The 23,421-nt window shown below is 64.9% G+C and carries 23 protein-coding genes; 17 read left to right on the forward strand and 6 right to left on the reverse strand.

Features of this window, described 5'->3' with window-relative positions; genetic code table 11:
* The first annotated feature begins 4 nt into the window (after window positions 1-4).
* Together PSR88_RS15600 and PSR88_RS15605 are read left to right on the forward strand one after the other, a co-directional pair.
* Entirely contained in the window at window positions 5-1,423 is a 1,419-nt protein-coding gene (locus PSR88_RS15600; protein ID WP_016882126.1) for an amino acid permease, read from the forward strand.
* Between the two features lie 131 nt (window positions 1,424-1,554).
* On the forward strand, window positions 1,555-2,724 hold the full coding sequence (locus PSR88_RS15605; protein ID WP_016882125.1) for an NADH:flavin oxidoreductase: 1,170 nt from the start codon (window positions 1,555-1,557) through the stop codon (window positions 2,722-2,724).
* On the opposite strand, the gene PSR88_RS15610 is transcribed toward PSR88_RS15605, so the two are convergent.
* A complete protein-coding gene (locus PSR88_RS15610; protein WP_011595714.1) occupies window positions 2,725-3,213 on the reverse strand; it encodes an SRPBCC family protein in 489 nt (162 codons plus the stop codon). It lies immediately after the preceding gene.
* Window positions 3,210-3,542 (reverse strand): ArsR/SmtB family transcription factor, encoded by a 333-nt coding sequence (locus PSR88_RS15615; protein WP_009475820.1) that lies wholly within the window; start codon window positions 3,540-3,542, stop codon window positions 3,210-3,212. Before PSR88_RS15615 ends, PSR88_RS15610 begins: the two co-directional genes overlap by 4 nt.
* Before the next feature lie 100 nt (window positions 3,543-3,642).
* Between PSR88_RS15615 and PSR88_RS15620 the strand changes: the two genes are divergently transcribed.
* From PSR88_RS15620 to PSR88_RS15650, 7 genes are all read left to right on the forward strand, one after another.
* Window positions 3,643-4,329, forward strand: a complete 687-nt coding sequence (locus PSR88_RS15620) for a TetR/AcrR family transcriptional regulator (RefSeq protein WP_011595716.1) — start codon at window positions 3,643-3,645, stop codon at window positions 4,327-4,329.
* Window positions 4,330-4,542: 213 nt separating this feature from the next.
* Window positions 4,543-5,874 carry an MFS transporter gene (locus PSR88_RS15625; RefSeq protein WP_016882123.1) on the forward strand — a complete coding sequence of 444 codons (1,332 nt, stop codon included), beginning with the start codon at window positions 4,543-4,545 and terminating at the stop codon, window positions 5,872-5,874.
* A gap of 43 nt (window positions 5,875-5,917) precedes the next feature.
* Window positions 5,918-7,009, forward strand: a complete 1,092-nt coding sequence (locus PSR88_RS15630) for a Gfo/Idh/MocA family protein (protein ID WP_016882122.1) — start codon at window positions 5,918-5,920, stop codon at window positions 7,007-7,009.
* A gap of 43 nt (window positions 7,010-7,052) precedes the next feature.
* Window positions 7,053-7,520 carry a type II 3-dehydroquinate dehydratase gene (gene aroQ, locus PSR88_RS15635; protein WP_016882121.1) on the forward strand — a complete coding sequence of 156 codons (468 nt, stop codon included), beginning with the start codon at window positions 7,053-7,055 and terminating at the stop codon, window positions 7,518-7,520.
* The gene (locus PSR88_RS15640) at window positions 7,517-8,326 is read left to right on the forward strand and encodes a sugar phosphate isomerase/epimerase family protein (RefSeq protein ID WP_011595720.1); all 810 of its coding nucleotides are present in this window, start codon (window positions 7,517-7,519) and stop codon (window positions 8,324-8,326) included. The genes aroQ and PSR88_RS15640 overlap by 4 nt, the downstream gene beginning before the upstream one ends.
* 128 nt (window positions 8,327-8,454) lie before the next feature.
* The gene (locus PSR88_RS15645) at window positions 8,455-9,000 is read left to right on the forward strand and encodes a glycosyltransferase family 87 protein (protein WP_011595721.1); all 546 of its coding nucleotides are present in this window, start codon (window positions 8,455-8,457) and stop codon (window positions 8,998-9,000) included.
* Window positions 8,978-11,284, forward strand: coding sequence for a serine/threonine-protein kinase (locus PSR88_RS15650; protein WP_011595722.1), 2,307 nt, complete (start codon window positions 8,978-8,980; stop codon window positions 11,282-11,284). Before PSR88_RS15645 ends, PSR88_RS15650 begins: the two co-directional genes overlap by 23 nt.
* 99 nt (window positions 11,285-11,383) lie before the next feature.
* Here the strand turns inward: PSR88_RS15650 and PSR88_RS15655 are convergent, their stop codons facing one another.
* Window positions 11,384-12,010 carry a TetR/AcrR family transcriptional regulator gene (locus PSR88_RS15655; RefSeq protein ID WP_016882119.1) on the reverse strand — a complete coding sequence of 209 codons (627 nt, stop codon included), beginning with the start codon at window positions 12,008-12,010 and terminating at the stop codon, window positions 11,384-11,386.
* A gap of 141 nt (window positions 12,011-12,151) precedes the next feature.
* Here PSR88_RS15655 and PSR88_RS15660 point away from each other — a divergent pair, with 141 nt between their 5' ends.
* Window positions 12,152-13,384 (forward strand): oxygenase MpaB family protein, encoded by a 1,233-nt coding sequence (locus PSR88_RS15660; RefSeq protein ID WP_029539026.1) that lies wholly within the window; start codon window positions 12,152-12,154, stop codon window positions 13,382-13,384.
* Here PSR88_RS15660 and PSR88_RS15665 read toward each other — a convergent pair.
* The 3 genes from PSR88_RS15665 to PSR88_RS15675 form a co-directional block, all read right to left on the reverse strand.
* A complete protein-coding gene (locus PSR88_RS15665; protein WP_016882118.1) occupies window positions 13,369-13,875 on the reverse strand; it encodes a mycothiol transferase in 507 nt (168 codons plus the stop codon). The two genes, PSR88_RS15660 and PSR88_RS15665, sit on opposite strands and share 16 nt — an antisense overlap.
* A 226-nt stretch (window positions 13,876-14,101) precedes the next feature.
* The gene (locus PSR88_RS15670; protein WP_016882117.1) at window positions 14,102-15,190 is read right to left on the reverse strand and encodes an acyl-CoA dehydrogenase family protein; all 1,089 of its coding nucleotides are present in this window, start codon (window positions 15,188-15,190) and stop codon (window positions 14,102-14,104) included.
* Window positions 15,190-16,368: an acyl-CoA dehydrogenase family protein gene (locus PSR88_RS15675; protein WP_009475827.1), complete on the reverse strand. Its 1,179-nt coding sequence runs from the start codon at window positions 16,366-16,368 to the stop codon at window positions 15,190-15,192. Before PSR88_RS15675 ends, PSR88_RS15670 begins: the two co-directional genes overlap by 1 nt.
* A 238-nt stretch (window positions 16,369-16,606) precedes the next feature.
* On the opposite strand from PSR88_RS15675, the gene PSR88_RS15680 reads away from it, so the two are divergent.
* The 7 genes from PSR88_RS15680 (at window position 16,607) to PSR88_RS15710 (ending at window position 23,400) form a co-directional block, all read left to right on the forward strand.
* The gene (locus PSR88_RS15680; protein WP_192815071.1) at window positions 16,607-17,374 is read left to right on the forward strand and encodes an IclR family transcriptional regulator; all 768 of its coding nucleotides are present in this window, start codon (window positions 16,607-16,609) and stop codon (window positions 17,372-17,374) included.
* Window positions 17,375-17,611: 237 nt separating this feature from the next.
* Window positions 17,612-17,833, forward strand: coding sequence for a hypothetical protein (locus PSR88_RS15685; RefSeq protein WP_237724049.1), 222 nt, complete (start codon window positions 17,612-17,614; stop codon window positions 17,831-17,833).
* A 522-nt stretch (window positions 17,834-18,355) separates the two neighbouring features.
* Window positions 18,356-18,559, forward strand: coding sequence for a hypothetical protein (locus tag PSR88_RS15690; RefSeq protein WP_009475832.1), 204 nt, complete (start codon window positions 18,356-18,358; stop codon window positions 18,557-18,559).
* A 221-nt stretch (window positions 18,560-18,780) separates the two neighbouring features.
* Window positions 18,781-20,430 (forward strand): flavin-containing monooxygenase, encoded by a 1,650-nt coding sequence (locus tag PSR88_RS15695; RefSeq protein ID WP_011595728.1) that lies wholly within the window; start codon window positions 18,781-18,783, stop codon window positions 20,428-20,430.
* Complete coding sequence (locus tag PSR88_RS15700) at window positions 20,427-20,723, forward strand: Dabb family protein (protein ID WP_083849750.1); 297 nt, start codon at window positions 20,427-20,429, stop codon at window positions 20,721-20,723. The genes PSR88_RS15695 and PSR88_RS15700 overlap by 4 nt, the downstream gene beginning before the upstream one ends.
* Window positions 20,724-20,787: 64 nt before the next feature.
* Window positions 20,788-21,657: an SMP-30/gluconolactonase/LRE family protein gene (locus PSR88_RS15705; RefSeq protein WP_029539022.1), complete on the forward strand. Its 870-nt coding sequence runs from the start codon at window positions 20,788-20,790 to the stop codon at window positions 21,655-21,657.
* A 294-nt stretch (window positions 21,658-21,951) separates the two neighbouring features.
* Complete coding sequence (locus PSR88_RS15710) at window positions 21,952-23,400, forward strand: aldehyde dehydrogenase (RefSeq protein ID WP_016882113.1); 1,449 nt, start codon at window positions 21,952-21,954, stop codon at window positions 23,398-23,400.
* Window positions 23,401-23,421: the final 21 nt, after the last annotated feature.

Consider the following 23,421-nt stretch of genomic DNA (forward strand, 5'->3'; position numbering starts at 1 on the left):
TCCCATGAACACAGTTCACGACCCACCGAAATCCACTGGCCTTCAGCAGGCGATGAAACCACGCCAGCTGGTGATGATGAGTCTGGGCGGCGCGATCGGCGCCGGACTGTTCGTCGGCTCCGGTGCGGGCATCGCCGTCGCCGGGCCCGCCGTGCTCGTCTCCTTCCTCATCGCCGGATTCCTCGTCGTTCTCGTGATGCGGATGATGGGCGAAATGGTGGCCGCCGACCCCGACAGCGGCGCGTTCTCCGTCCACGCCGAGAACGCGATGGGCCCGGTCGCCGGCCGGACGATCGGCTGGCTGTACTGGGTGCAGGTCGTCATCGTGGTGGCCGCGGAAGCGACCGCGGCGGCGGCGATCACCGCCGCGTCCATACCCGCGGTGCCACAGTGGGCGGCGGCCCTGGCGTACATGAGCGTGCTGACCGCCGTGAACCTGGCGGGCGTCTCCCGCTTCGGTGAGTTCGAATTCTGGTTCGCCGCGCTGAAGATCGTCGCGATCGTCGCGTTCCTGGCGGTCGGTTCCGCGATGATCCTCGGCTGGATTCCCAGCTTCGACGCGCCAGGCCTGTCGAACCTCACCGGCCACGGCGGGTTCGCCCCCAACGGTGTCACCGGCATCGCGGCCGGCCTGCTGATCGTGGTCTTCGCGTTCGGCGGCACCGAGGTGATGGCCATCGCGGCCGCCGAGACATCGGAACCGCGACGCAACGTGAGCCGGGCGGTGCGGTCCATCGTGTGGCGGATCCTGGTGTTCTACGTCGGTTCCGTCCTCATCATGGTGACCGTGCTGCCGTGGACCGCCGACGAACTCGCGACGGGACCGTTCGTCGCGGTCCTGAACGCCGCGCACGTGCCCGGTGCCGGTGCCGTCATGACCGTCGTCGTGGTCATCGCATTGCTGTCGTCGCTGAACGCCATGCTGTTCAGTGGTTCCCGGATGATCTACTCGCTGTCCGAGCGTGGGGCGGCGGCCAAGGTGTTCGGCCGGGTGTCGGGCAACGGCGTTCCCCGCGTGGCGGTGCTGGCGTCGGTGACGTTCGGGTTCGTCACCGTCGTCCTCAACTACCTCGCCCCGGACCGTGTTCTGCCGCTGCTGCTCAACGCGGTCGGCTCGACGATCCTGGTGTTGTGGACGTTCGTCACCGTCTCGCAGATCGTGTTGCGGCGGCGCGCCGAGAGGTCGGGCCGAACGGATCTGCCGCTGAAGATGTGGGGCTTCCCGTATCTGTCGTATGTCGCCCTCGCGCTGCTGGCCGCGGTCGCGGTGCTGGCGTTGTTCGACGACGCGGCACGCAACCAGTTGTTCGCGACGCTCACCTTCACGTGTGCGATCACCGTGGCCTGCTGGGTGCTCGGACGCAGGCAACGCGGTGCGGCCGCCGACTCCACGCCGGAGAAGACGCCCGAGACCGTCGGCTGAGACGACACCGCGGTCTCACGGATGTCGAGGGGTCATCCGTGAGACCGCGGCGGTCTCCCGCTGAGCGGACACCTTCCGGTCGCCGCACGTCCCCGCGGCCTACCGTCGGCTGCACAGACGAAGGGCCGGGAATGACCACACATCCAGACATTTTCGCTCCAGCCACGCTGGGCCCCATCACGTTACGCAATCGCGTCATCAAGTCGGCCACGTTCGAGGGCCGCACTCCCGACGCGCTGGTCACCGACGAACTGATCGAGTTCCACCGCCGGCCCGCGGCGGGTGGGGTCGGGATGTCGACGGTGGCCTATTGCGCCGTGGCGCCGGAGGGTCGCACCGAGCGCGGGCAGTTGTGGATGCGGCCGGACGCCGTCCCCGGACTGCGCAGGCTCACCGACGCCATCCACGCGGAGGGCGCGGCCGCATCCGCCCAACTCGGGCACGCCGGACCCGTCGCGAACGAGAAGTCCACCGGACTGCCCGCGCTCGCACCGTCGCGGTCGTTCAACCCGCTCAGCATGCGGATGATCCGCAGGGCCACCACCGCCGACATCACCCGGATCACCGCCGCCCACGGAACCGCGGCACGGATCGCCGTCGAGTCCGGATTCGACGCCGTCGAGATCCACTTCGGCCACAACTACTTCGCCAGTTCGTTTCTCAGCCCGAAGCTGAACCGTCGCGCCGATATCTACGGCGGATCACTCGAGAACCGGGCCCGGGTGGTGCGGGACGTCGCCCGGACCGTGCGCGACGCCGTCGGCGGCCGGGTCGCGATCCTCGCCAAGCTGAACATGGACGACGGCGTCCCCGGTGGGTTCTGGCTCGACGAGGCCATCCAGGTGGCCGGACTGCTGGAGCAGGACGGCAGTGTCGACGCCCTCGAACTCACCATGGGCAGTTCACTTCTCAACCCGATGTACCTGTTCAAGGGCGACGCGCCGGTGCGGGAGTTCGCGGCCGCCATGCCGCAGCCGGTCCGGCTCGGCGTCCAGTTGGCCGGGAAGTCCATGATCCACGCCTACCCCTACCGCGACCTGTTCATGCTCGAGCACGCACGCCAGATCCGCGCGGCGGTGACGCTGCCGCTCGTCCTGCTCGGCGGAGTCACCGACCGTGCAGGCATGGACACCGCCATGGCCGAGGGCTTCGAATTCGTCGCCATGGCCCGGGCGCTGCTGCGCGAACCGGACCTGGTGAACCGCATCCGGTCCGAGCCCCACACCCAGTCGTTGTGCATCCACTGCAACAAATGCATGCCCACCATCTTCAGCGGAGCGCGCTGCGTGCTCGTCGAGTGATCACCAGCTCGTCTGCGCCAGAACCGCATCCAGCGCCGCGTAGCTCTCGTTCATGCCGCCTTCCATGCCGGACTGCAGCATGCCGTCGCGCTCCTCGGGGGTGTGGAACTGGCTGACGACGGACAGCTTGGTGCGCCCGTCCCCGAGGTCGGTGTAGGTGTTGTTCTCGACGATGACGTGGCCGGGCATGCCGTCCCACTCGAACGTGTACACCAGGCGCTCTTCCGGGGTGATCTCCCGGAATCTGCCCTCGAAGCCGTGGGTTTCGCCGTCCGAATGTTCGACGAAGCGCCAGTGCCCGCCGCGCTCGAATTCCCATCGTTCGACGTCGAGTTCGTTTCCGCGGCCCCACCACTGGGCGAGGAGTTCCGGTCTCGTGAATGCGGCCCACACGCGGTCGCGGGGAGCGTTGAACATGCGTTCGACGTGGATCTCCCGGTCCGTCGGCGTCGAGACGGTCGCGGTTGTGGGAGTCTGCGAGGTGCTCATGACGTGCCTTCCGTTCGATTGAGGAATTCGTCCAGACGGTCCAGGCGCCCGTCGAGCGACAGCTGGTAGTCGCGGATCCAGGCCACCTCCCGCTCGAGGGAATTGGTCCCCAGCATGCAGTACCGCACCCGGCCACGCTTCTCGGTCACGACCATCCCCGCCTCTTCGAGCAGTCGCACGTGTTTCTTGACGCCGGTGAGGGTCATCTCGAAGAGTTCGGCCAGGTCACTGATCGAGCAGGCGCCCTCGCCGAGCCGACGGAGGATCCCACGTCGCGTGGGGTCCGCCAATGCGGCGAACGTGGCATCGAGAGCCGAATACTGAACCATCGAGTTCAGTGTTGCACCGACCCTGGACTCCGTCAAGGCCCGGCCCCGGGGATCCACGAGGCGCGAACGCACTCGGATAAGCTTGGGCCGTGGTCCACCGATGACAGCGTCGCCCGACGAACACGAAGAGGCGATCCGCGATCGCCCGCACAGCCGCGTCTCGCCCGCGAGAACGCGCCGCAATCCGGCACTTGTCCAGGCCGACATCCTGGAAGTCGCGACCGCAGAGTTCGCCGAGAAGGGCCTGTCCGGCGCCAGCGTCAACGAGATCGCCGAGAAGACGCAGACCACCAAACGCATGATCTATTACTACTTCGGCGGCAAGGAAGGCCTGTACACCGCCGTTCTCGAGCGCAACTACAAACTCATTCGCGAACTCGAACACAAGGTAGACCTCGAACACGCCGAACCGGTCGATGCACTGAGATTGATCGCGCAGTTGACGTTCGACCACCACGACACCCATCGTGCCTACGTCCGCCTCGTCAGCGGAGAAAACATGATGAAAGGCAAGTACATTCGGCAGTCCGACGAGGTAGCCGGACTCGGGATGCCCGTACTGGCCGTGCTCGAGGACGTATTGCGCCGCGGTCAGGCGGCCGGCGTTTTCCGCCAGGACGTCGAGGCCATCGACGTCCACATGCTCATCAACAGCGTGTCCCTGTTCCGCATCTCCAACCAGTACACCTTCGATGCGCTGTTCCAGCGCGATCTCGCCGCGGACGAGCTCCGATCGCACTTGCGCACCGTCATCGGTGACGTCGCAGTCCGGTACGTTTGCATCTGACGGCACACAAGCCCCTCCACGCGCCTTCCGCTCCTGATAGGAGCGGTTTGTCGCGTGCTTTGTACCCACTGGACACTTTTTGGTCCGTGAGGTACAAAGCTATTGCGCCTGTCACATTCCGTGCGCTAGATTCAGGATCTGCGCAGGACGAACTTCCGTTCGCCATACGAACGCCAGTCGGGCGGTGCCATGCACGCACAGAGGAGAGACCGAATGACGACGACCATCGATGCCACGGGCACCGGTCCTCGGACAGACCTGCACAAAGTCAAACGAGCAGCCACTGCCGCCTTTCTCGGCAGCATGCTCGAGTACTACGAGTTCTACATCTACGCCTCCGCGGCCGCCCTGGTCTTCGGCAAGGTCTTCTTCCCCTCGTCCAGCGCCGCCACCGGAACTCTGCTGTCGCTGGCGACCTTCGGAGTCGCGTACATCGCCCGGCCCATCGGAGCGGTCCTGCTGGGACATCTCGGAGACCGCGTCGGACGTAAGAAGATCATGCTGTTCACGCTCGGATTGATGGGCACGGCAACGTTTCTCATCGGATGCCTGCCCGAGTACAAGCACATCGGAATCTGGGCGCCGATCCTCCTCGTCTGCCTCAGGGTGTGTCAGGGAATCTCGGCAGCCGGTGAGCAGTCCGGAGCCAATTCACTCACGCTCGAGCACTCCCCGGAACACCGGCGAGCCTTCTTCACCAGTTGGACCCTCACCGGCACGCAGGCCGGCTTCATCCTTGCCACGCTGGTGTTCCTCTCCGTAGCCACCCTGCCGGAAGACCAGCTTCTCAGCTGGGGATGGCGGATCCCCTTCCTCGCCAGCGCCATCGTCGTCTTCGCCGCATACATCGCGCGACGCAAGCTGGAGGAGCCGGAGGTTTTCACCGAGAATCGCGAAAACGGCGAACTCGAACGCTTTCCTGTCGCGACACTTCTGCGCACTCATGCGACCGATGTGCTGCGAGTGATTCTGTGCGCGTTCCAGTCGGTCGGCGGCACCATCTTCTCGGTCTTCGGACTCGCGTTCGCGACCAGTGCCGAGGTCGGCATCAGTCGTCCGACCATGCTCTGGGCGGCCGTCGTCGCCAACGTCGTCGCGTTGTTCATGCAACCGTCGTTGGCCGTCCTCGCCGACCGTATCGGCCGCAAGCCGGTGTTCATCAGCGGCGTCGTCGGTCTTGCTTTGTCGATCTTCTTCTACTTCTGGGCGATCTCCACCGCGAACGTGGTCCTCATCTACGTCGGCGCGATCATCTTCACCGGAATCTGCTACAGCGCACCGAACGCCATCTTCCCGTCGTTCTATGCCGAGATGTTCAACACGAAGGTGCGGTTCTCCGGAATGGCACTCGGCACCCAGATCGGTTTCGCCTTCGCCGGTTTCGCGCCCACCATCGCGTGGACGATCGTCGGCGACAGCCGCACGAACTGGATTCCCGTCGCCATCCTGGTGGCCGTCGCGTGCCTGATCTCGGCAGTGGCGGCCTCCACCGCACGCGAGACGTACAAGACACCGCTCGGTCAGCTCGGCAAACCCATCGCCTGACCCCTCACCCCCACCATTCGACGTTCTCGAGAGAAGGAACAACATGTCCCCCGCACGCCTGAAAGTCGGAATCGTCGGTTGCGGCAAGATCGCCATCAATCACGCAAAGGCTCTGCACGCCATGCCCGAGGTCGAACTGGTCGCCTGCAGCGACACCGACCAGGCCAGAGCCGACTCCTTTGCCGCCACACACGGAATCGCCCACGCCTACGACGACCTCGACGCACTGCTCGGCAGCGGTCTGGACGCCGTCACCATCTGCACACCGCACCCGACCCACGAAGCGATCGTCCTCGCGGCCGCCGAACACGGACTGCACGTTCTGTGCGAGAAGCCGATCGCGATCACGCTCGACGAAGCCGACCGCATGGTCGAGGCGACGTCCGCCGCGGGAGTGAAGTTCGGCGTACTGTTCCAGCGCCGGTTCTGGCCTGCCGCTCAGCGCATCCGCGCTGCGATCGATGCCGGCGCGCTCGGCGGCGCACCCATTGTCGCGACCTGCACCGTACGACTCGGCCGCGACCGCGACTACTACACGTCCGATCCGTGGCGCGGCCGCTGGGACACCGACGGCGGAGGTGTGCTGATGACTCAGGCCATCCATTACATCGACATGCTGCAGTGGTTCATGGGCGACGCCGTCGAGGTGAGTGGTCACGTGGACACCCTCGTGCACGGTGACTACATCGAGGTCGAGGACACGGTCGCGGCCACCGTGAAATTCTCGTCCGGCGGACTCGCCACTATCACGGCCGGCACAACTTTCACACCCGGCCTCGGTACTCAAATCGTGGTCGGTGGACGCAACGGGCACACCGTGAGCCTGACGGAATTTCCCGAGGGGATGCCCGCAGTCAACGACATTTGGACCGTCGAGGGCGAGGAGGCGTACCAGCAGATGCACTCGACGGACATCGAATCGGACCCTCCGCTCTCGCAGATTCATGTCGGTCTCGCCCCGTTCCATCAGATGCAGATCGAGGACTTCGTCCATGCCGTCGTCGAGGACCGTGCTCCCGCGGTTTCCGGACGCGATGCTCGCCGCGCTCTCGAGATCGTCCTCGCCATCTACGAGTCCTCCCGCACCGGGCAACCCATCGCACTCACCTCGGGCGCGCTCGCCGGCCTGCAGTAATTGCATCGCAACATTTTTCACACAGTCAGGTGAGGACCACACGATGAATTCACCGACCTTCATGGTCGTCAACGGACCGAACCTCAACATGCTCGGGGCGAGACAGCCCGAACACTACGGTCATCACACCCTCGACGACGTCCGCACACTGTGCGAGCGGACCGCCGAACCCCTGAATGTCGAACTGGCTTTCTTCCAATCGAATCACGAAGGCGAGGTGATCGACCGCATCCACCGGGCACGAGGATCCGCACACGCCATCGTGATCAACCCCGGCGCGTGGACCCACACGTCCGTGGCCCTTCGCGACGCTCTGGTCGTTCCGGAGATCCCGATCGTGGAAGTTCACATCAGCAATATCCATGCGCGCGAAGAGTTCCGCCACCGCTCCCTCATCTCGCCGATCGCGAACACCGTGATCGCCGGGGCCGGGATCACCGGATACAAGTTCGCGATCGAACACCTCGCTGCCGTGCTGAACCCGGCAGAAGGGAGCGCGACCCGACCATGACCGACGGACCACTGTTGTCGCTCTCACCACTCACAGCCGTCGACGCCTCACCACCGGATCTGGTGACCGCGGCTGCGAGCGCCGGCTTCGACTTCGTAGGAATCCGAGCGAAAGCGGCAGCCACTGACACCCAATGGCCGATGCTCGACGACGGCCCGATGGTGCGGGAGACACGGCGCCGTGCCGACGACCTGGGCATCGAGATCCTGGACGTCGAAGTACTGCGCATCACCGGCGCGGACGATGTGGAGACTGCGCTGCGCCTCCTCGACGTGGCGTCCGCACTGCGTGCGAGCTATGTACTGGTGAACGGCAACGACCCGGAGCCCACCCGACAGGCTGATACATTCGCGCTCCTGTGCCGTGAAGCCGAGCAACGAGGTGTGTCTCTTGCGCTGGAGTTCATGGCATTCAGCCGGATCCGAACCATCGGTGACGCTGCCGCCGTGCTGAGACACGCCACCAGTCCCGTTGCGGTGCTGGTGGTGGACGCACTGCACCTGGCCCGCACCGGCAGCTCTGCCGAAGAGGTCCGGGCACTTCCCGACCACTGGCTCTCGTACGTTCAGCTGTGTGACGCCCCGAAGAAGGCACCACCCGATCACGCGGGTCTGATCACCGAGGCGCGCACCGACCGACTCCTCCCCGGCGCGGGTGAGCTCCCGTTGCACGAATTGATCGACGCATTTCCAGCCGGCGCCGTTTATTCCGTGGAGGCCCCGGTCCTCGCTCACACCGGGTGGGCAGTCGACGTCCGAGCCGACCACGCCTACCGAGCCCTTCGTGACACGGTTCATGCCATGTGATCCCCGGCGGGACGGGCGCCACCCCACGGCATCTCGGTGCCGGTACGGATCGGTAACGAATCCGGACACCCGCCTGTCGCAGCGGTGGACGCCGAAGATCGGGCTCTTCGCCGGCGGTGCCGACCTACATGTCTATCGGGACGGCGGCTGGCGCGTTCTGCACTGCCTGCCGCTCTACAGCGGTCCCGTCGCGCTCGGTTTGCCGGCGCATCCTCGGGTACCGGACCACCCCGTACCTGTTGCTGGTCACGGCGCTGACGACGGTGACGTGCACATTCGTCGAACCGGTGCGGACGACGCTGTTCCACGGCCAGATCAACCTGGTACTGATGCTGTGGGTGCTGTGGGATTTCTCCCGGCCGGAGCGCAGCATCCTGCGCGGGGTGGGGATCGGGCTGGGCGCCGCGATCAAACCGACCCCCGCCTTCTTCGTCGTCGTGCTCCTCGCGCTGCGGCACCCGGCCCGCCCAGAGTCGGCCGGCCCTGACATCGGTCGTGACGGACCCGCCGGCACCGGAACCGTCGGAAGTGTCGTTGCGGAGCGCGTGACGGCCTGCTGTTCCGTACCCTTCACGCACCGTCAGGAATACCCTGGCAAGTACACGCCCCCATGCACCTCCCGGAATCCGCACCGCCCGGAATCGGACCGCCATGAACGATCGCCCGCCGAGTGATTCGACGGTCGCGTCTGGGCCGCCCACCGAACTGGGTCAGGACACCCAGCTGCCGCCGTCGACGACGTCGGGCGCCGAATCGGTGTTCGTCGTGGAGAGCGGTGTCGAGCGCCTCGTCGCGGATTGGGAGTCGTCCGGTTCGCCGGCCGAGCTCACCGAGTATCTCCCCGACACGACCGCGATCAGGCGGGCCGCGTTGATCGAGCTGATCAAGGTGGACCTCGAATACCGGTGGCTGCGGTCGGGCCACCCGAAGCGCATCGCCGACTACTGCCTCGAATTCCCGGAGCTGCTCGCCGAACCTCTGCCACCGGAACTCGTCTACCTGGAGTACCGGGTCCGCCGTCAAAGCGGCGCCGACGTCGATCCCGCCGAGTACGTCACCGAATACCCGCAGCAGGCGGCCCGGTTCGAGACCCTCCTCGAACACGACCGCCGCATGGACCGGCGCACCATCACTGCGGAACTCGGCCCGGGCGACGACCTCGACGTCGGTGAACGCCTCGACGACTTCGACCTGATGATGGAACTGGGTCACGGCGCGTTCGCGCGGGTGTTCCTCGCCCGGCAGCGTTCGATGCAGCGTTGGGTGGCGCTGAAGATCTCCCGGAACATCGGCAACGAACCGCAGACACTCGCGCAGCTCGACCACCCGTACATCGTCCGCGTCTACGACCAGCGGGTGCTGGAGGACCGCCGGCTGCGGGTGCTGTTCATGGAATACGTGCCCGGCGGCACGCTCCTCGACGTGGTGCGGCTGGTCCGCAAGACCCCGCCGGAGCAGCGATCCGGACAGCTGCTGCTCGATTCGGTGGACCGCGTCCTCGCGGAGAGAGGCGAGATCCGGCCCGAGTACTCGAGCGTGCGGGACGAGATCGCCGCGCTGTCGTGGCCGGAGACGGTCGCGTGGATCGGGCTGCGATTGGCCGACGCGCTCGACTACGCCGAGGAGCACGGCGTCCTGCACCGCGACATCAAACCGGCGAACGTGTTGCTGGGGCTAGAAGGCATCCCCAAGCTGGCCGACTTCAACGTCAGTTCGAGCGACAGCGTCGAGAATCGCGGCGCCGGAGGATTCATCGGCGGCTCCGTCGCCTACATGTCACCCGAACAACTCGAGGTGATCGACCCGAGCATCCACCGGACCGCCGCCGACCTCGACACCCGCAGCGACATCTTCGCGTTGGGCGTGATGCTGTGGGAACTGCTGACCGGGGCGCGGCCGTTCCCGGACGACGACGGGACCACGTCACCGCCGTCGCCTCGCGTCCTTCTCGAGTCGCGACGCCGAGGAGTGGACCCGGAACGATCCGCGCTCCCCGAAGACTGTCCCGCCGCGCTGCGGCGCATCCTGGTGAAGTCGCTCGCACCCGACCGGGACAATCGGTGGTCGAGTGGCCGGAAGCTGACACGGCAGTTCGCGCTGTGCCTCGACCCGCACGCCCGCGATCTCGTCGACCCCGCGCCGGGAAGCGTGCGGTCCACGATGTGGCGGTGGGCGCTTCCCATCGTGATCGCCGCCGTCGGCATCCCGAACCTGCTGGCAGCCGGATACAACTACTACTACAACAAGGTGCTGATCATCGCGACGCTGCCCGTCGAGGCGCAGGAGGATCTCGAATTCGTGCATCTGGTGATCGGCGGGATCGCGTTCCCGCTGGGCGCAGTGCTCATCGTCTACTGGTGTCGACTCGCGCTCACGGTGCCGCGCGGTCTCCGCAACGGCAGAACCTACAGTTCCGAGGTGCTGGAGAAGGCGCGCGCCACTACGCTCGGGCTCGGCCATCGCGCGGTCGTGGTCAGCTTCGGGCTGTGGGTCGTCGCCGGCGTCGCCTACCCGGTCGCCCTGGAGATCACCGCAGGCGGGATTCCGTTGCGCGCATACACGCAACTCCTCGCGTCCCTCGCCGTGTGCGGGGCGGTCGCGCTCGCCTACCCGTTCTTCATCCTCACGTTCTACGCAGTGCGGTGCCTCTGCCCGATCCTGCTGTCGCACGGCGAGTTGCGCGGAAACGACGGACGCAACATCCGGGCCCTCGGCCGGAGCATGCCGCGGTACCTCGCCGTCGCCGCGGCCGTCCCGTTGATCGGGGTCGCCGGGCTCAGCTTCGTCGGCGGAAGCACCGGCGACGCCGTGAACGCGACGGTGCGCGCGCTGTGTCTGGGCGGCATCTTCGCCTTCATCGCCGTGTACCAGTTGTTCCGGCGGATCGAGAGCGATCTGCGTGCGCTCGAGAGGGTCGTGTGGCTGGAGGTGCCGGGGTCGCCGACCAGGCGGCGGTAGGAGCGGCCGGCGCAGATAAAGAAGGCCCCTGACGCTGCCGGGTCGGGGTCCGACAGCGCCATGGGCTCACTGTGTATTTCTCTCGAAGCCCCCTCCGCGTTACACCCCGCGTGTCACGCGTCCGGCGAGGCCGCCCATCGTCATGTCGTAGAGGACGGTGGCCAGCTCGTTTCGCCGGTCGCGGAGGTCGCGGCGGAGGTATTCGAGGCTCACCTCGCGGTAGCTGACGGTGAGCACCAGGAGCAGCGCGTCGAGATCGACACCCGGACCGATCGCCGACGGATTCAACGTCACATACGTACGCAACAGGTCGCGGCATCGTTCCTCGATGCGGACCGAACGGTGCGCGGTGAGAGCCAGGTGCGGGGCGTCGTTGAGCAGCGAACCGAGGATGTCGCGATACCTGTCCAGGACGGCGAGGAGCTGGGACTGCAGCGCCGCGTCCTTCAGGAACGTGCCCTTCGCGACGGCCTGCTCGAGCTGCGTCCCGAACGTGGCGGTGGTTTCCTCCATGATCTTGTCGATCAGGACCTCGATGATCTCGTCCTTGTTCGCGAAGTACTGGTACACCGACCCCTTCGAGATCCCGGCGGCCTCGGCGATGGCGTTCGTGCTGCAGCCGGTGTACCCCTTGGCCCGCAAAACCTGACCAGTTGCCGACAAGATGCGCGCGACCGTCGCCTGCGACCGCTGCTGGGAGGGGTCTTTCCGCTGGCCAGTGCCCATTCGCTGAATCCTCCCGATCTGCCGCACAATGCGACTTGTACCCGTCCGATTCGGTGGGGTGAACTGTAACTCACAGCCCCTCGAGCGGGGGCCGAGGCACAAAGACGCCCCCTTCTCGACTACCGAATCGAGTGCACCGCAATGACAGAAACCCAGTCCCGGGAGTCGGCGGCCGGCTTCTCCGACTTCACGCCGCCGCGGCGGTTCGACATGGACTCGGAGTGGGGTCGGCGCTCGATGCGGACGCTGTCGCGGTTCGTGCACGGCGACCCGACGCCCACCGCCGCGGAGCGGGAACTCCACGCCCGGGCGGTGGTCGGTCAGGACGAGATCGGTGCCGCACTGGCGCGGGCCGTCCTCGTCGACAAGACCGTGACGATGGCCCAGTTCTCCCGGGCACTCTCCGACGGCATCGGCAGCGTGCCCGACGCCGCGCCGCCGCTGGTCGCGTTCTTCGATGCAGTGGACAGTCGGCCGTCGTGGGTCGACGACCGCCGCCTCGAGCACGGGGCCGCCGTCTGCCTCCGCAGTGGCATGACCGGACTCGACCTGCTCGCGACCGGTTCGCTGATGAACGGCTACCGCAGCGCGGCCACCTCCCGCCAGCTCGTGGCCACCGGCAGGCTCGTCGGGGACGGCGCCGGTCAGCGGGTCGCCGAGACCGTGCGGTGGTGGTACGAGTGCGTCCTGCCCGGCGGCATGGACCGCGACCGCCGGGGCTGGCAGTTGTCCGTGCACGTCCGGTTGATGCACTCGTTCGTGAACCTGACCCTGCTGCAGGACGAGAGTTGGGACGTGTCCGACTGGGGCATGCCGATCAACCAGTCGGATCAGGCCGGGACGCTCGCCCTCTTCTCGACGACGTTCCTCGTCGGACTCCGGTCGCTGGGCGTGTGGGTCTCCGCCGACGAGGGCCGCGACGTCATGCACCTGTGGCGGTACATCGGCTGGCTGATGGGCATCGACGAACACTGGCTGGTCGACGACGAGAACACCGGACGCCGCAACATGTGCCAGATCGGGATGTTCGCGCCCGGTCCCGACGACAACTCCAGGGTGCTGGCCGACTCACTGCAGAAGTCGTGGGCCACCTTCCACTACCCGCATGCAGAGTCCCTGCGACGCCGGCTCAACCGCCAGCGCCTGCTCAGCATCCAGCGGTTGTTCTCGGGCAAGCGTGGCATGCAGGAACTCGGATTGCCGGTCGTGCCTGCCTGGTACGTTCCGCTGGCGCTGGCGGGGAACGGGACCCTGCACGGTGCAGCCAGAGTGAGTCCGGCCGTCCGGGACCGCGTCGGCCGCCGCTCCCGGCGGCGAGTCGAGGCGTGGCTCGCCGCCAACGAGACGACGTCGCGGGCTCAGCGGCGCTGGTAGATGCCGCGGACGTACGCCGCCTGCCCGGCATGCTGCAGATCGTCGGAGATGACGCTGATCAACCGGACACCGAGAGTGACTGGCGGATCCCAATTCTCGTCGACAATTCGGTCGAGGTCGTCCGGGCCGATCGACTGGACGTAATCGACGGTGCGGTCGTGCACGGCATCGTGATACCCCCGCAGGAGGTCGGCGCCGGTCCGCACCTTCGCCACCTCGTCCGGGGAGTGCCCGTAACCGATGTCGGCAACCGGGAACGGGAGGTCGAGGCGCTCCACCCACCCACCGGACGTCCACACCTGCGCGGTGCCCGCGACACCGGCGACGTGGTCGTCCTGCACTCGCGTCAGATGCCAGATCAGCCAGGCGATGGTGTTCGCCTTCGCGTCCACCCGAAACGTGAGGGCGTCGGCGGGGAGATCGGCCAGCGTGGAATGCACGGTCTCCTGAATGCGATCGAAGGCGTCGGTCAACAGCGCGCTATGGTCCACGATCTTCCTTTCGTCGTGTTCACATCACGTTCCACTATGACCCCCCTCGGGCTCACAGAACCGGCACGACATGTCCCCAGTACCCCGGGCGGCCGCCGACCACCACGGCCGGGCTACGCCGGTGACGATCCGAACCGCCGAGCGTCACGGCTTCCGGAGATCGCGGTATGCGTGGGCTCGGGTACTGATCGTCTCGGTCAGGTCGGTGACCGTGGCGGTTCCGTTTTCATGACACGGACCTTGCGATCACGGCGTCGAGGTACCGGCTCGCGGCGTCCTCGACGCGGGCGCCCTCGGCGACCAGCGGCCACGCACCGTCCATGCCGCCGACCATGGCCGCGCGGGAGAGGAACCCCTCCCAGAACGCCGGTGACCCGAACTCGCCGCGCCACTGCAGGGCGGGAAGGGTGACCCGGTGCAGGGTGTGCTCGTGGGTGGTCCCGATCGCGCCGTGCACCTGGTGGACGTTGCGCACCGCCACGGCCAGGGCCTGCGAAACGACGCTGCGCGCGACCGCAACGCGGAACTGGGACAGCTCGCCGTCGAGGTCGTCGGTGAGGGCGTCGGCGAGCGCGGTGTCCACGGCAGCGCGGGCCAGCACGGACTCGGCGGCGATGTCGACGACGAGGTTCTGCACGGACTGGAACTTCGCCAGGGCGCGACCGAACTGGCTGCGGGCGGTGGTGTGCTCAATCGCCGAGGCGAGCATGCCGTCCATCGCGCCGACGCACTGCAGTGCACGGGCGAGCGCACCACGCAGGACGTACGCCTCGACGGCCGCGGTGGGTACGGGTGACCAGGAGATGCCCTCACCGACGGTGACAGAGCCGGTCGGCACTGCCGAGATGCCCTCAATGGTCGTGATCGTCAACCGGTCGGTTGGCACGTCCGCGAGCTCGTGGGTATCGCCGGCGGGGCGCACGCACACGACGGTGGCGGTGGCACCGGCCCACGGGACACCGTGCGCGGTCCCCGAGGAATCGAGCAGCGCGACGGTGGCGGTGGAGTCGGACGAGTCGTCGATCCCGGCGGCGCGCCGGAGCGGCCCGGCCAGCAGGTCGGTCTCGGCGTACGGGACGGCCACACCGGCGGCAGCCGCGGTGCGCAGGAGCGCGGCGGCTTCGGCCCAGCCGGCTCCGCTGCCCCCGGCGTCCTCGGGCGCGGTGAGCCGGGCGACGCCGACCTCCCGCAGAGTCGACCACACGGCGTCGGCGTCGGGCCGGACGTCGGGGCCGGAGAAACCGGAGACGACGTCGGAGAGCATCGCCTGCAGGTCCTCGTCGACGGAGAGGTCGACGGTCGTGGCGGTGGTCATCAGCGCATCCCCAGTCCCCGCGCGATGACGCCGCGCAGAATTTCGTTGGTGCCGCCGCGGAGCGTGAAGCCCGGGCGCTGGTGGAGGCCCGCGCGCAGCAGGCCGTGGATCTCGGCGACCGCGGCGGTGCCGTTCGTGCCGGCGAAACCGGGTGCCAGCTCGTCGCCGAGCCGGGTGGAGACGGTGTCGACGATGTCACCCTCGGTGGCGGTGCCGAGCAGCTTGACGAGGGCTGCCGGAGTGTCGGCGGGTTCACCGCGCTGCAGCGCGCCGGCGATGTTCTGGCTGAGGTTGTGCAGTCCGGCCATCCGGGCCACGGTCCGGCCGAGGTCGCTGCGCTCGGGCAGGGCTCCGGTGGAGATTGCACCGATCTCCGCGGCGAACAGGCGGAACGAGGAGAGGAACCGTTCAGGGCCGCTGCGCTCGAAGGCGAGCTCGGAGTTGACCTGTTCCCAACCGTTACCGAGGGTGCCGAAGACCATTGAGTCCGCCACGAAAACGTCCTCGAGGACGACCTCGTTGAAGTGGTGGTCCCCCGAGAGGGAGACGATCGGCCGGATGGTGACGCCCTCGCTGCGCAGGTCGACGATGAACTGACTCAGACCCGCGTGACGGTGCGAGGTGTCGAGCGGTTCGGTGCGGCACAGCGCGATGAAGGCCTCCGCGTGCTGGGCCCCGGAGGTCCACACCTTGGTCCCGGTGATCCGCCAGCCGCCGTCGACCTGAACGCCCTTGGTGCGGACACTGGCCAGGTCGGAGCCGGAGTCCGGTTCGGACATGCCGATGCCGAAGCAGCACTCGCCGGCGGCGATGCGGGGCAGGTAATCGTGCTTCTGCTCCTCGGTACCGTAGCGAAGCAGGGACGGGGCGATCTGTCGGTCGGCGACCCACTGCGCGGCGACGGGGGCGCCCACGGAGAGCAGTTCCTCGGTGACGACGAAGCGCTCGAGGTGGGTTCGGCCGCGGCCACCGAACTCCGTGGGGATCGTCATCCCGACCCAGCCGCGTTCGGCGAGGCGTCGGGTGAAGTCCTCGTCCCAGCGGGTGAGCCAGGTGTCGATCCAGGGTATGAACCGCCCGGCGTCGACCTCCTCGGCGAGAAACGCGCGTACCTCGGCACGCAGGGCGTTCATCTCATCGGTCGCCACCGTGGTCGGTGGCGCGAGAGTCGAACTCATGGGGCCTCCTGATGAGTCCTGCCCGGGCGGCGCCCGGGCGATCGGGGTCGACTGTGCCGCTGTTCGGGGAGTGCGCACAGTCAAATCAAGGGTCAGTCCAGACCGCGGGTCGCCCTGCCGCGGAGGATGCCCCGCATCACTTGGAAAGTGTCCCAGAAACGCCAGAGATACACAATAGCGAAGCAGACTACGTATATACGCTATCTGTTGAGCGCGAATGCATTGCTACGCTTTCGCAATGACGGAAACTTCTCCGGCCGCCGGAGCCGTACCTTTCGAGCAGATTCCCGAGCGTCCCCGCCATCGCATGATCGACCGGGTCGCGGCAATCCTCGAACTCGTCGCCCGCTCCGGTGCCGGTCTCACCCTCACGGCCGTGGCAAAGGCTCTCAACGCCCCAGTGAGTTCGGTGCATGGGCTGCTCAACGGTCTCGTCGCCGTCGGCTACCTCGACGAACGCGACCGTGTCTACACCCTCGGTACAGCGCCCTACCTGCTCAACGTCATCGCGGGACGCCCCCCGGTCACGTCGATAAGTCACGAACAGCTCCAGCAAGTGCACGCCGAGGCCGGACTGACCATCGCGCTGTCCACCTCGGTGGGCGACGACCTGTTCTACGTTGACCACGTCTCCTCTGAACCGGAGTACGCGTACCTGGCGGAGAACCGCCTGCGGCGCTCCCTGCTGCGCACGTCCGCGGGGTGGCTGCTACTGGCCGACCGCGAGCAGCGCGACATCTGGGCCTACCTCAACTCCCGCCCGGTGGCCGACGCCGACTACATCGAGCAGTTCCTCTATGCCCTCGAGGCACTACGGGCCACCGGCGTGTGTGCAGCCCCGGGCGTGGCTGTCGAACACGGTGACGGCGTGTCGGTGGCTCTCCGGGAACGCGGCCGAACCATCGCCACACTCGGTGTGGTCGGCGTTCGCGAGACGATCATAGAGCGGCGCGACGAGCTCGCTAAGATCTGTCTCCGGCACGCCGAGGAGTGGGGCTTTCGCTGACCGCTAGGCGCGCGACTCCGTGCGAATGCCTAGTGCACGAACGTTCTCACAAGATGTAGGACGAACGCGATCTCTCGTGTCAACGCCCCTGATACTTGCCGGCGCGTTTGCCCGCGAACGCCGTCAGCGCCTCACGGTGGACCTCGGTGTGATGCGCGAGCGCCCACGGAGCGGCCGACAGCTCGAGAGCAGTGACTCCAACGGCTGGTGCTGAGACTCCCGCACCAGGAGAGCTTCGTGCCACTGGGGTCGTTCCCGTTAGTGGAGCACATCGGGTTCGCTCATACCGAGGGCGATCTCACGACGTTGATGGCGGTGACCAGGGGCAGGATCGACGCTGATCAGACGCGTCTCGAGCTGGAGCTGGAGCCGGAGCCGCAGGTCTGCGCGGGAGGGAATGCGGTGGTGCGCTCGCACTCCAGCGAGGTCCTGTGGGCCGACCTGGCCGGGACGTACTAGGCGCTGGGGTTCGATGAGATCGGCGATGAGACATTCAAAGTCGCTAGTGTGCGCCCGACTGATCGAGCCGAACAGCAAACTCGACACGACCGGGCGCTCGAAGACATCAGCGTCCAGGCACCCCCCCGGAACACGATCAACGCCAACCTGCGGGGCTGTCGTTCATCGTCGCCTCCCGAACCTCCAAGGCCCCCAGGGAACTCGAGGATCACTTCGGCCGCCGCGGTGACACTATCGCCGAAGGTGACACCGCGGAGCTGACCCGCTCGATGGGCCAGGGCCCTGACCGGCGCGACCGCAGGGTGGTGTGGCACTTTGAAGTGGCAGCGCGCCCAACGCGACCGGCGCACCACTAACGCGCAGATCGACCGCACCCAGCGCGTAGGCGACCTGGCAGAACCACTACGAAGGTAACGATCCGTCAAGGTCACCGGACAGAGCGTCATCCTGGATGAGGCATCAATCGAGCGGGCCCGCCAGTCCGCCGGCCACAAGGGCTACGTCACCGACATCGAGCCGACGGTGATGGTCGGAAATGCGGTCGTGGCCGCCTATCACACCCTGCGGAAAGTCGAGCAGTTCTTCCGCCTCGCCAAGTCCGAACTGAAGGCCCGACCGGTCTTCCACCGCACCCGCGAGTCGATCGAGGCGTACCCGACCATCGTGCTCGCCGCTCCAGCCATCGCCCGCCCGCGCCGCGCGGCCAACGCAGCAGAACACTACTGAAGCGTCCGTGTTTTACGTAGTTATGAATTATTCTCTGTAGTTGCGGACTTGAAGCCTGAAGCCTATGGTGTACACCACATCCCAAGCGAGACTTGGTCGCAGTCACACAGGTTCCAGGTCTCGCACCCCTCCAGCTCGTTCGGCCCTCTAATCACCTCTGATCAAAGGGCTACAGCGAGCGGCAACCCTGCCCCATCTCAGTGTTCGAAAGGTCCAAATCGATGACCGCAATCCACGCTCCAAAGAACGACCTGGCACAGTCTGCGGAAACGCCTACCTATGACGTCATCGTTGTCGGTGGCGGTTTCGGTGGCATCTATCAGCTACGCCATCTTCGGGACCGGGGATTCTCTGTGATCCTCCTTGAAGCCAGTGGCGGTTTCGGCGGGGCATGGAGCCTCAATCGCTATCCGGGAGCAAGGGTGGACAGCCACGCACCGGTATATCAGTTCACTGACGAATACCTCTGGAAGGATTGGGACTTCTCGCAGATGTACCCCGATCATGAGGAAATGCGTAGCTATTTCAATTATGTTGATTCCAAACTGGACCTGAGCAAGGACAGTCGATTCAACACTAAGGTCGTGGGCGCGACGTTCGACGAAGAGCAGCGGATGTGGAGCCTCGAAACACAGGACGGAGCCACTTTCCGGGCAAGGTTCGTGGTGTTCGCGACAGGGTCGACCACGGAACCCTACACACCATCCATCCCAGATATGGATGCGTACCAAGGAGAACTGGTTCATACCGCCCGATGGCGTTCCGATCTGGACATGACGGGAAAGCGCGTCGCGATTATCGGAACTGGCGCAAGCGCTGTTCAGGTAGTGCAGGAAGCAGGCCCAGTAGTCGAAAACCTCACGGTTTTCCAGCGCACTCCGAATATTTCGTTGCCTATGCAACAGAAGTACTTGGACGATGAGGAACAAGCCGCCCTCAAGAACAAAATGCCCGATGTTGCCGCGAAATGTCGCGAAACCCACGCAGCGATCGACTACGACTTTGACCCCCGGAGCGGTTTCGAAACCCCAGAGGACGAGCGCAATGCTGTTTTTGAGCGCCTCTGGAATCAGGGCGGATTCGCATTCTGGCTGGGAAATTTCTCGGACTATCTATTCAATGACAAAACAAATGCGCTGACATACGAGTTCTGGAAGAACAAGATCAAGCCCCAGATCAAAGACCCAGTCAAAGCAGAGCTGTTGGTCCCAGAAATCGCCCCTCATCCCTTCGGAGCCAAGCGGCCGGCCCTCCATCAAAACTATTATGAGGTGATGAATCAGACGAACGTCTCTCTTGTCTCCACCAAAGAGACCCCGATCGTCGGATTCACCGAAACGGGAATTCGCACAGCCGACGGAGTCGAGCACGGCGAGTTTGACATTATCGTTCTCGCCACAGGCTTCAACAACAACACCGGCGCACTAACCTCGATCGACGTTCAGAACGCGAATGGCGTCACTTTACGTGACAAATGGAGCCAGGGCGTAGACGCGTACCTCGGAGCAGTCACAGCCGGGTTCCCGAACGCCATTTTCGTCTACGGCCCCCAGAGTCCTGCTGCATTTGCGAACGGGTCCACGAACGCCGAGCTTCAGGGCGAGGTCATGGTCGACTTCTTCGAATTTCTTCGGTCAAACGGACTCACCCGTTTCGAATCGACAGTTGAAGCGGACAAAGCTTGGACCGCGCACATCAACGAGACCGACGACACGGCGCTATTCAATCGGGCGAAGTCTTGGTATAACGGGGGCAACATTCCGGGCAAGAAAATGCAGATGCTGCAGTATCTAAACGGCGTGCCGACATACTTGCAGTTCTGGCAGAAGGAAAAGGAGTCCGGATATACCGATGGGCTGACCGTGTCATGACTTTTCATCACTTGGTCGCTATATCATGGACCCGGTCGATCGATGACTCGAATATATCGGCTTTCGCAATTGCGCTTGATCAGCTGTCCGCCGAATGTACAGAACTGCTACATGCCTACGCTCATGGAAGAGACATCAGTTCGCGCGACGTGAGCAGCGACTACGGGATTTCCGCTGCGTTTCATGATCCAACAGGCTATGCCGAGTACGACGTGCATCCTGCTCATATTCGTGCAAAGGAGCTGCTCTCCAAGTTCGCGGCGAAATACACCGTAGTGCAATTTGAGGCGTGACTAGCACCTAGGATGCGTTAACTCGAAGCTGCAATCGCCATATCTACCACCGAAAGGGCAGGCAATGAAGAACCATTCACTGCAGACAATATCCAGTGGGCATGGCTACCTCGAAGCACCACGCTGGCACGATGGTCGACTATGGGCCAGCGACTTTTTTGGCAAGCACGTCCTTCATTTCGAAGAGGACGGCAGCCACACTGCATTCGCGACGCTCGAAGAGTCACCGTCTGGGCTCGGTTTCCTACAGGATGGATCGGTCTTAGTGGTCCTCTTGGATCCGACGAAGAAGAAGGTTGTGCGCATCGCGTCCGACGGATCCGTCAGCGAGTACGCCGATATCGCGCATATCGCCCGCGGAATGGCCAACGACATGCTGGTATCGCCGTCCGGACATGCCTACATTGGTAACTTTGGCTTTGACCTCGGGGCTGAGGATCCGAAGGCAACAACTTTGGCCCACGTAACACCCGAGGGCAACGTAAGCAGAGTTGAAGGCGATGCGACATTCCCGAACGGAGCAGCTCTTAGTGCGGACGGTCGAACTTTGCTCCTCGCGGAGACTTTCGGTCACCGGATTGATGCTTTTGACGTAAACGCCGATGGTTCCTTGACTAATTTCCGAGTGTGGGCACAACTCGACGAGAGCATGCACCCTGACGGGATTGCACTGGACACCGAAGGTGGCGTCTGGTTCGGCAATGGCCTGACCAACGGTCCGGAGAGCGGCTTCTATCGCGTTGAGGAGGGCGGCGAGATCACCGATTCCGTTCTCGTGCCTGACGCCTGGGCTGTTGCGTGCACGTTCGGCGGATCGGACCTGGATGTGCTGTACATGTTTTGCAATGCGACCACTCTCGAGCAGTTCGGTGAAGGTAAGTCACAAGGCACCGTCCGCACCGCGCAGGTGAATCGACGTGGCGTCGCACAGTAGGCCGGCCTGAATCTCCCTACCTGAATCTCCCTAGAGGTGGGCCGTCCGTGCGGAGTTCGATCGGGCCCGAGACGGCCCGAGACGGCCCGATCGGTACTCCGTCCGTACAGAGTTCGATCGGGCCCGAGACGGACCGATCGGTACGGTGCCGAGCAGTCATCTAGTCATGCGCTTCAACTGTAGACGCTCCAGCGCTTTGCCCTTCGTTTGGCTGCGGCAGCGTATTGACCGTAATCGTCTTTCGTAAGCAACCTTGGAAGACAAGGTATATGACCACTTTAGAGAGGTTACATTATGCCCCCATCCGGTGGCGCCGACCGCAGACAGTTTTATATTAACGGTCAGTGGCGAGAGGCTGTCGACCCAGAATTATTTACTATTGCAGAAGCAGCAACCGAGCGGCCGCTGGGCGTTGCCGCAATGGGTGGTCCTTCGGAGATTGACGAAGCTGTTTTGGCCGCGCGGGCGGCACTCGACAACGGCCCCTGGGGGCGTTCCACCCCGCACGAACGGGCCGAGACTATGCGGCGGTTCGCCGATAGCCTCGAGCGCCGAGGAGAATCCATCGCGCGCTTGGTCAGTCAGCAGAATGGCATGATTAGGCCTTTATCGATTATCAGTAACGCTGCGGCCCCGGTAGCGGTACTGCGTTCAATGGCTGAGCTCGCCGAGGCACGGACTTTTGAGACTCGCCGCCCCAGCAAGAAGGGGCACACCATTGTGCGGCAAGAGCCAGTCGGTGTTGTTGGTGCAATCGTTGCGTGGAACTATCCTCAGTTGCTGGCTATGGCCAAGATCGCTCCTGCTCTCGCCGCTGGGTGCACTATCGTTTTGAAACCAGCCCCCGAAACTGCGCTTGACGCCTACGTGCTCGGGGAAGCAGCGGAAGATGCAGGTCTGCCGCCTGGAGTCCTCAACATTGTTGCTGGTGGCGTTCGCGCGGGCGAGGCCCTTGTGGCCCATCCGGGTGTGGACAAGATTGCATTTACCGGGTCAACGGCTGCAGGGCAGGCGATAGGCGAGGCGGCAGGCCGGTCCCTCAAGAGGGTATCGCTCGAGCTCGGTGGCAAGTCGGCGGCCGTTGTGCTCCCTGATGCGGATCTGGATGTCTTCGCTAGGAGCCTGGACGACGCTGTGTTCAAGAACGGGGGGCAGACGTGCACCACAAACTCCCGTATCTTGGTTCCCCATGGTCGTTCCGAGGAAGTTCTAGATGTCCTGGCTGCCTATGTGGATGATCTGGCGATGGGGGACCCGCTTGACGACGCGGTCACTTTGGGCCCGATGGTGAGCGATCGACACCGAGAGCGAGTTAGAAACTATATCCGGCTCGGGGAGTCTGAGGGATTCCAGCTTGTCCGTGGCGGCGCCGAGCCGCCTGAAGGCCTAACGCGAGGGTGGTTTGTTTCGCCTACTATTTTTGGAGGCGTGGACAATAACAGTCGACTGGCACAGGAGGAGATATTCGGTCCTGTCATCTCCGTTATCCCGTACGAGTCCGAGGATGAGGCCGTTCGTATCGCAAATGACACCGTCTTCGGTTTGGGCGGGGTCGTCTTTACTGAGGATCACGAGCATGGCCTAGATATCGCGTCACGTATCAGGTCTGGCACAATGGGGATCAATTATTTTTCGATGGACATGGGCTCCCCCTTCGGTGGCGTGAAGCACAGCGGAATTGGGCGAGAATTCGGCCCTGAGGCGCTGGATTACTATCTCGAATACAGGTCCATCTATGTCTAGTCGCCTCGGAGCCTTCCGACC

The organism is Rhodococcus sp. DK176 (assembly GCF_038447315.2).
Lineage (GTDB): Bacteria > Actinomycetota > Actinomycetes > Mycobacteriales > Mycobacteriaceae > Rhodococcus_F > Rhodococcus_F jostii_A.

What these genes read in the sequence shown, in the direction of transcription:
- PSR88_RS15600 (WP_016882126.1), top strand. Translation starts at nt 5, where the DNA reads ATGAACACAGTTCACGACCCACCGAAATCCACTGGCCTTCAGCAGGCG.
- PSR88_RS15605 (WP_016882125.1), top strand. Translation starts at nt 1,555, where the DNA reads ATGACCACACATCCAGACATTTTCGCTCCAGCCACGCTGGGCCCCATC.
- PSR88_RS15610 (WP_011595714.1), bottom strand. Translation starts at nt 3,213, where the DNA reads ATGAGCACCTCGCAGACTCCCACAACCGCGACCGTCTCGACGCCGACG.
- PSR88_RS15615 (WP_009475820.1), bottom strand. Translation starts at nt 3,542, where the DNA reads ATGGTTCAGTATTCGGCTCTCGATGCCACGTTCGCCGCATTGGCGGAC.
- PSR88_RS15620 (WP_011595716.1), top strand. Translation starts at nt 3,643, where the DNA reads ATGACAGCGTCGCCCGACGAACACGAAGAGGCGATCCGCGATCGCCCG.
- PSR88_RS15625 (WP_016882123.1), top strand. Translation starts at nt 4,543, where the DNA reads ATGACGACGACCATCGATGCCACGGGCACCGGTCCTCGGACAGACCTG.
- PSR88_RS15630 (WP_016882122.1), top strand. Translation starts at nt 5,918, where the DNA reads ATGTCCCCCGCACGCCTGAAAGTCGGAATCGTCGGTTGCGGCAAGATC.
- aroQ (WP_016882121.1), top strand. Translation starts at nt 7,053, where the DNA reads ATGAATTCACCGACCTTCATGGTCGTCAACGGACCGAACCTCAACATG.
- PSR88_RS15640 (WP_011595720.1), top strand. Translation starts at nt 7,517, where the DNA reads ATGACCGACGGACCACTGTTGTCGCTCTCACCACTCACAGCCGTCGAC.
- PSR88_RS15645 (WP_011595721.1), top strand. Translation starts at nt 8,455, where the DNA reads ATGTCTATCGGGACGGCGGCTGGCGCGTTCTGCACTGCCTGCCGCTCT.
- PSR88_RS15650 (WP_011595722.1), top strand. Translation starts at nt 8,978, where the DNA reads ATGAACGATCGCCCGCCGAGTGATTCGACGGTCGCGTCTGGGCCGCCC.
- PSR88_RS15655 (WP_016882119.1), bottom strand. Translation starts at nt 12,010, where the DNA reads ATGGGCACTGGCCAGCGGAAAGACCCCTCCCAGCAGCGGTCGCAGGCG.
- PSR88_RS15660 (WP_029539026.1), top strand. Translation starts at nt 12,152, where the DNA reads ATGACAGAAACCCAGTCCCGGGAGTCGGCGGCCGGCTTCTCCGACTTC.
- PSR88_RS15670 (WP_016882117.1), bottom strand. Translation starts at nt 15,190, where the DNA reads ATGACCACCGCCACGACCGTCGACCTCTCCGTCGACGAGGACCTGCAG.
- PSR88_RS15675 (WP_009475827.1), bottom strand. Translation starts at nt 16,368, where the DNA reads ATGAGTTCGACTCTCGCGCCACCGACCACGGTGGCGACCGATGAGATG.
- PSR88_RS15680 (WP_192815071.1), top strand. Translation starts at nt 16,607, where the DNA reads ATGACGGAAACTTCTCCGGCCGCCGGAGCCGTACCTTTCGAGCAGATT.
- PSR88_RS15695 (WP_011595728.1), top strand. Translation starts at nt 18,781, where the DNA reads ATGACCGCAATCCACGCTCCAAAGAACGACCTGGCACAGTCTGCGGAA.
- PSR88_RS15700 (WP_083849750.1), top strand. Translation starts at nt 20,427, where the DNA reads ATGACTTTTCATCACTTGGTCGCTATATCATGGACCCGGTCGATCGAT.
- PSR88_RS15705 (WP_029539022.1), top strand. Translation starts at nt 20,788, where the DNA reads ATGAAGAACCATTCACTGCAGACAATATCCAGTGGGCATGGCTACCTC.
- PSR88_RS15710 (WP_016882113.1), top strand. Translation starts at nt 21,952, where the DNA reads ATGCCCCCATCCGGTGGCGCCGACCGCAGACAGTTTTATATTAACGGT.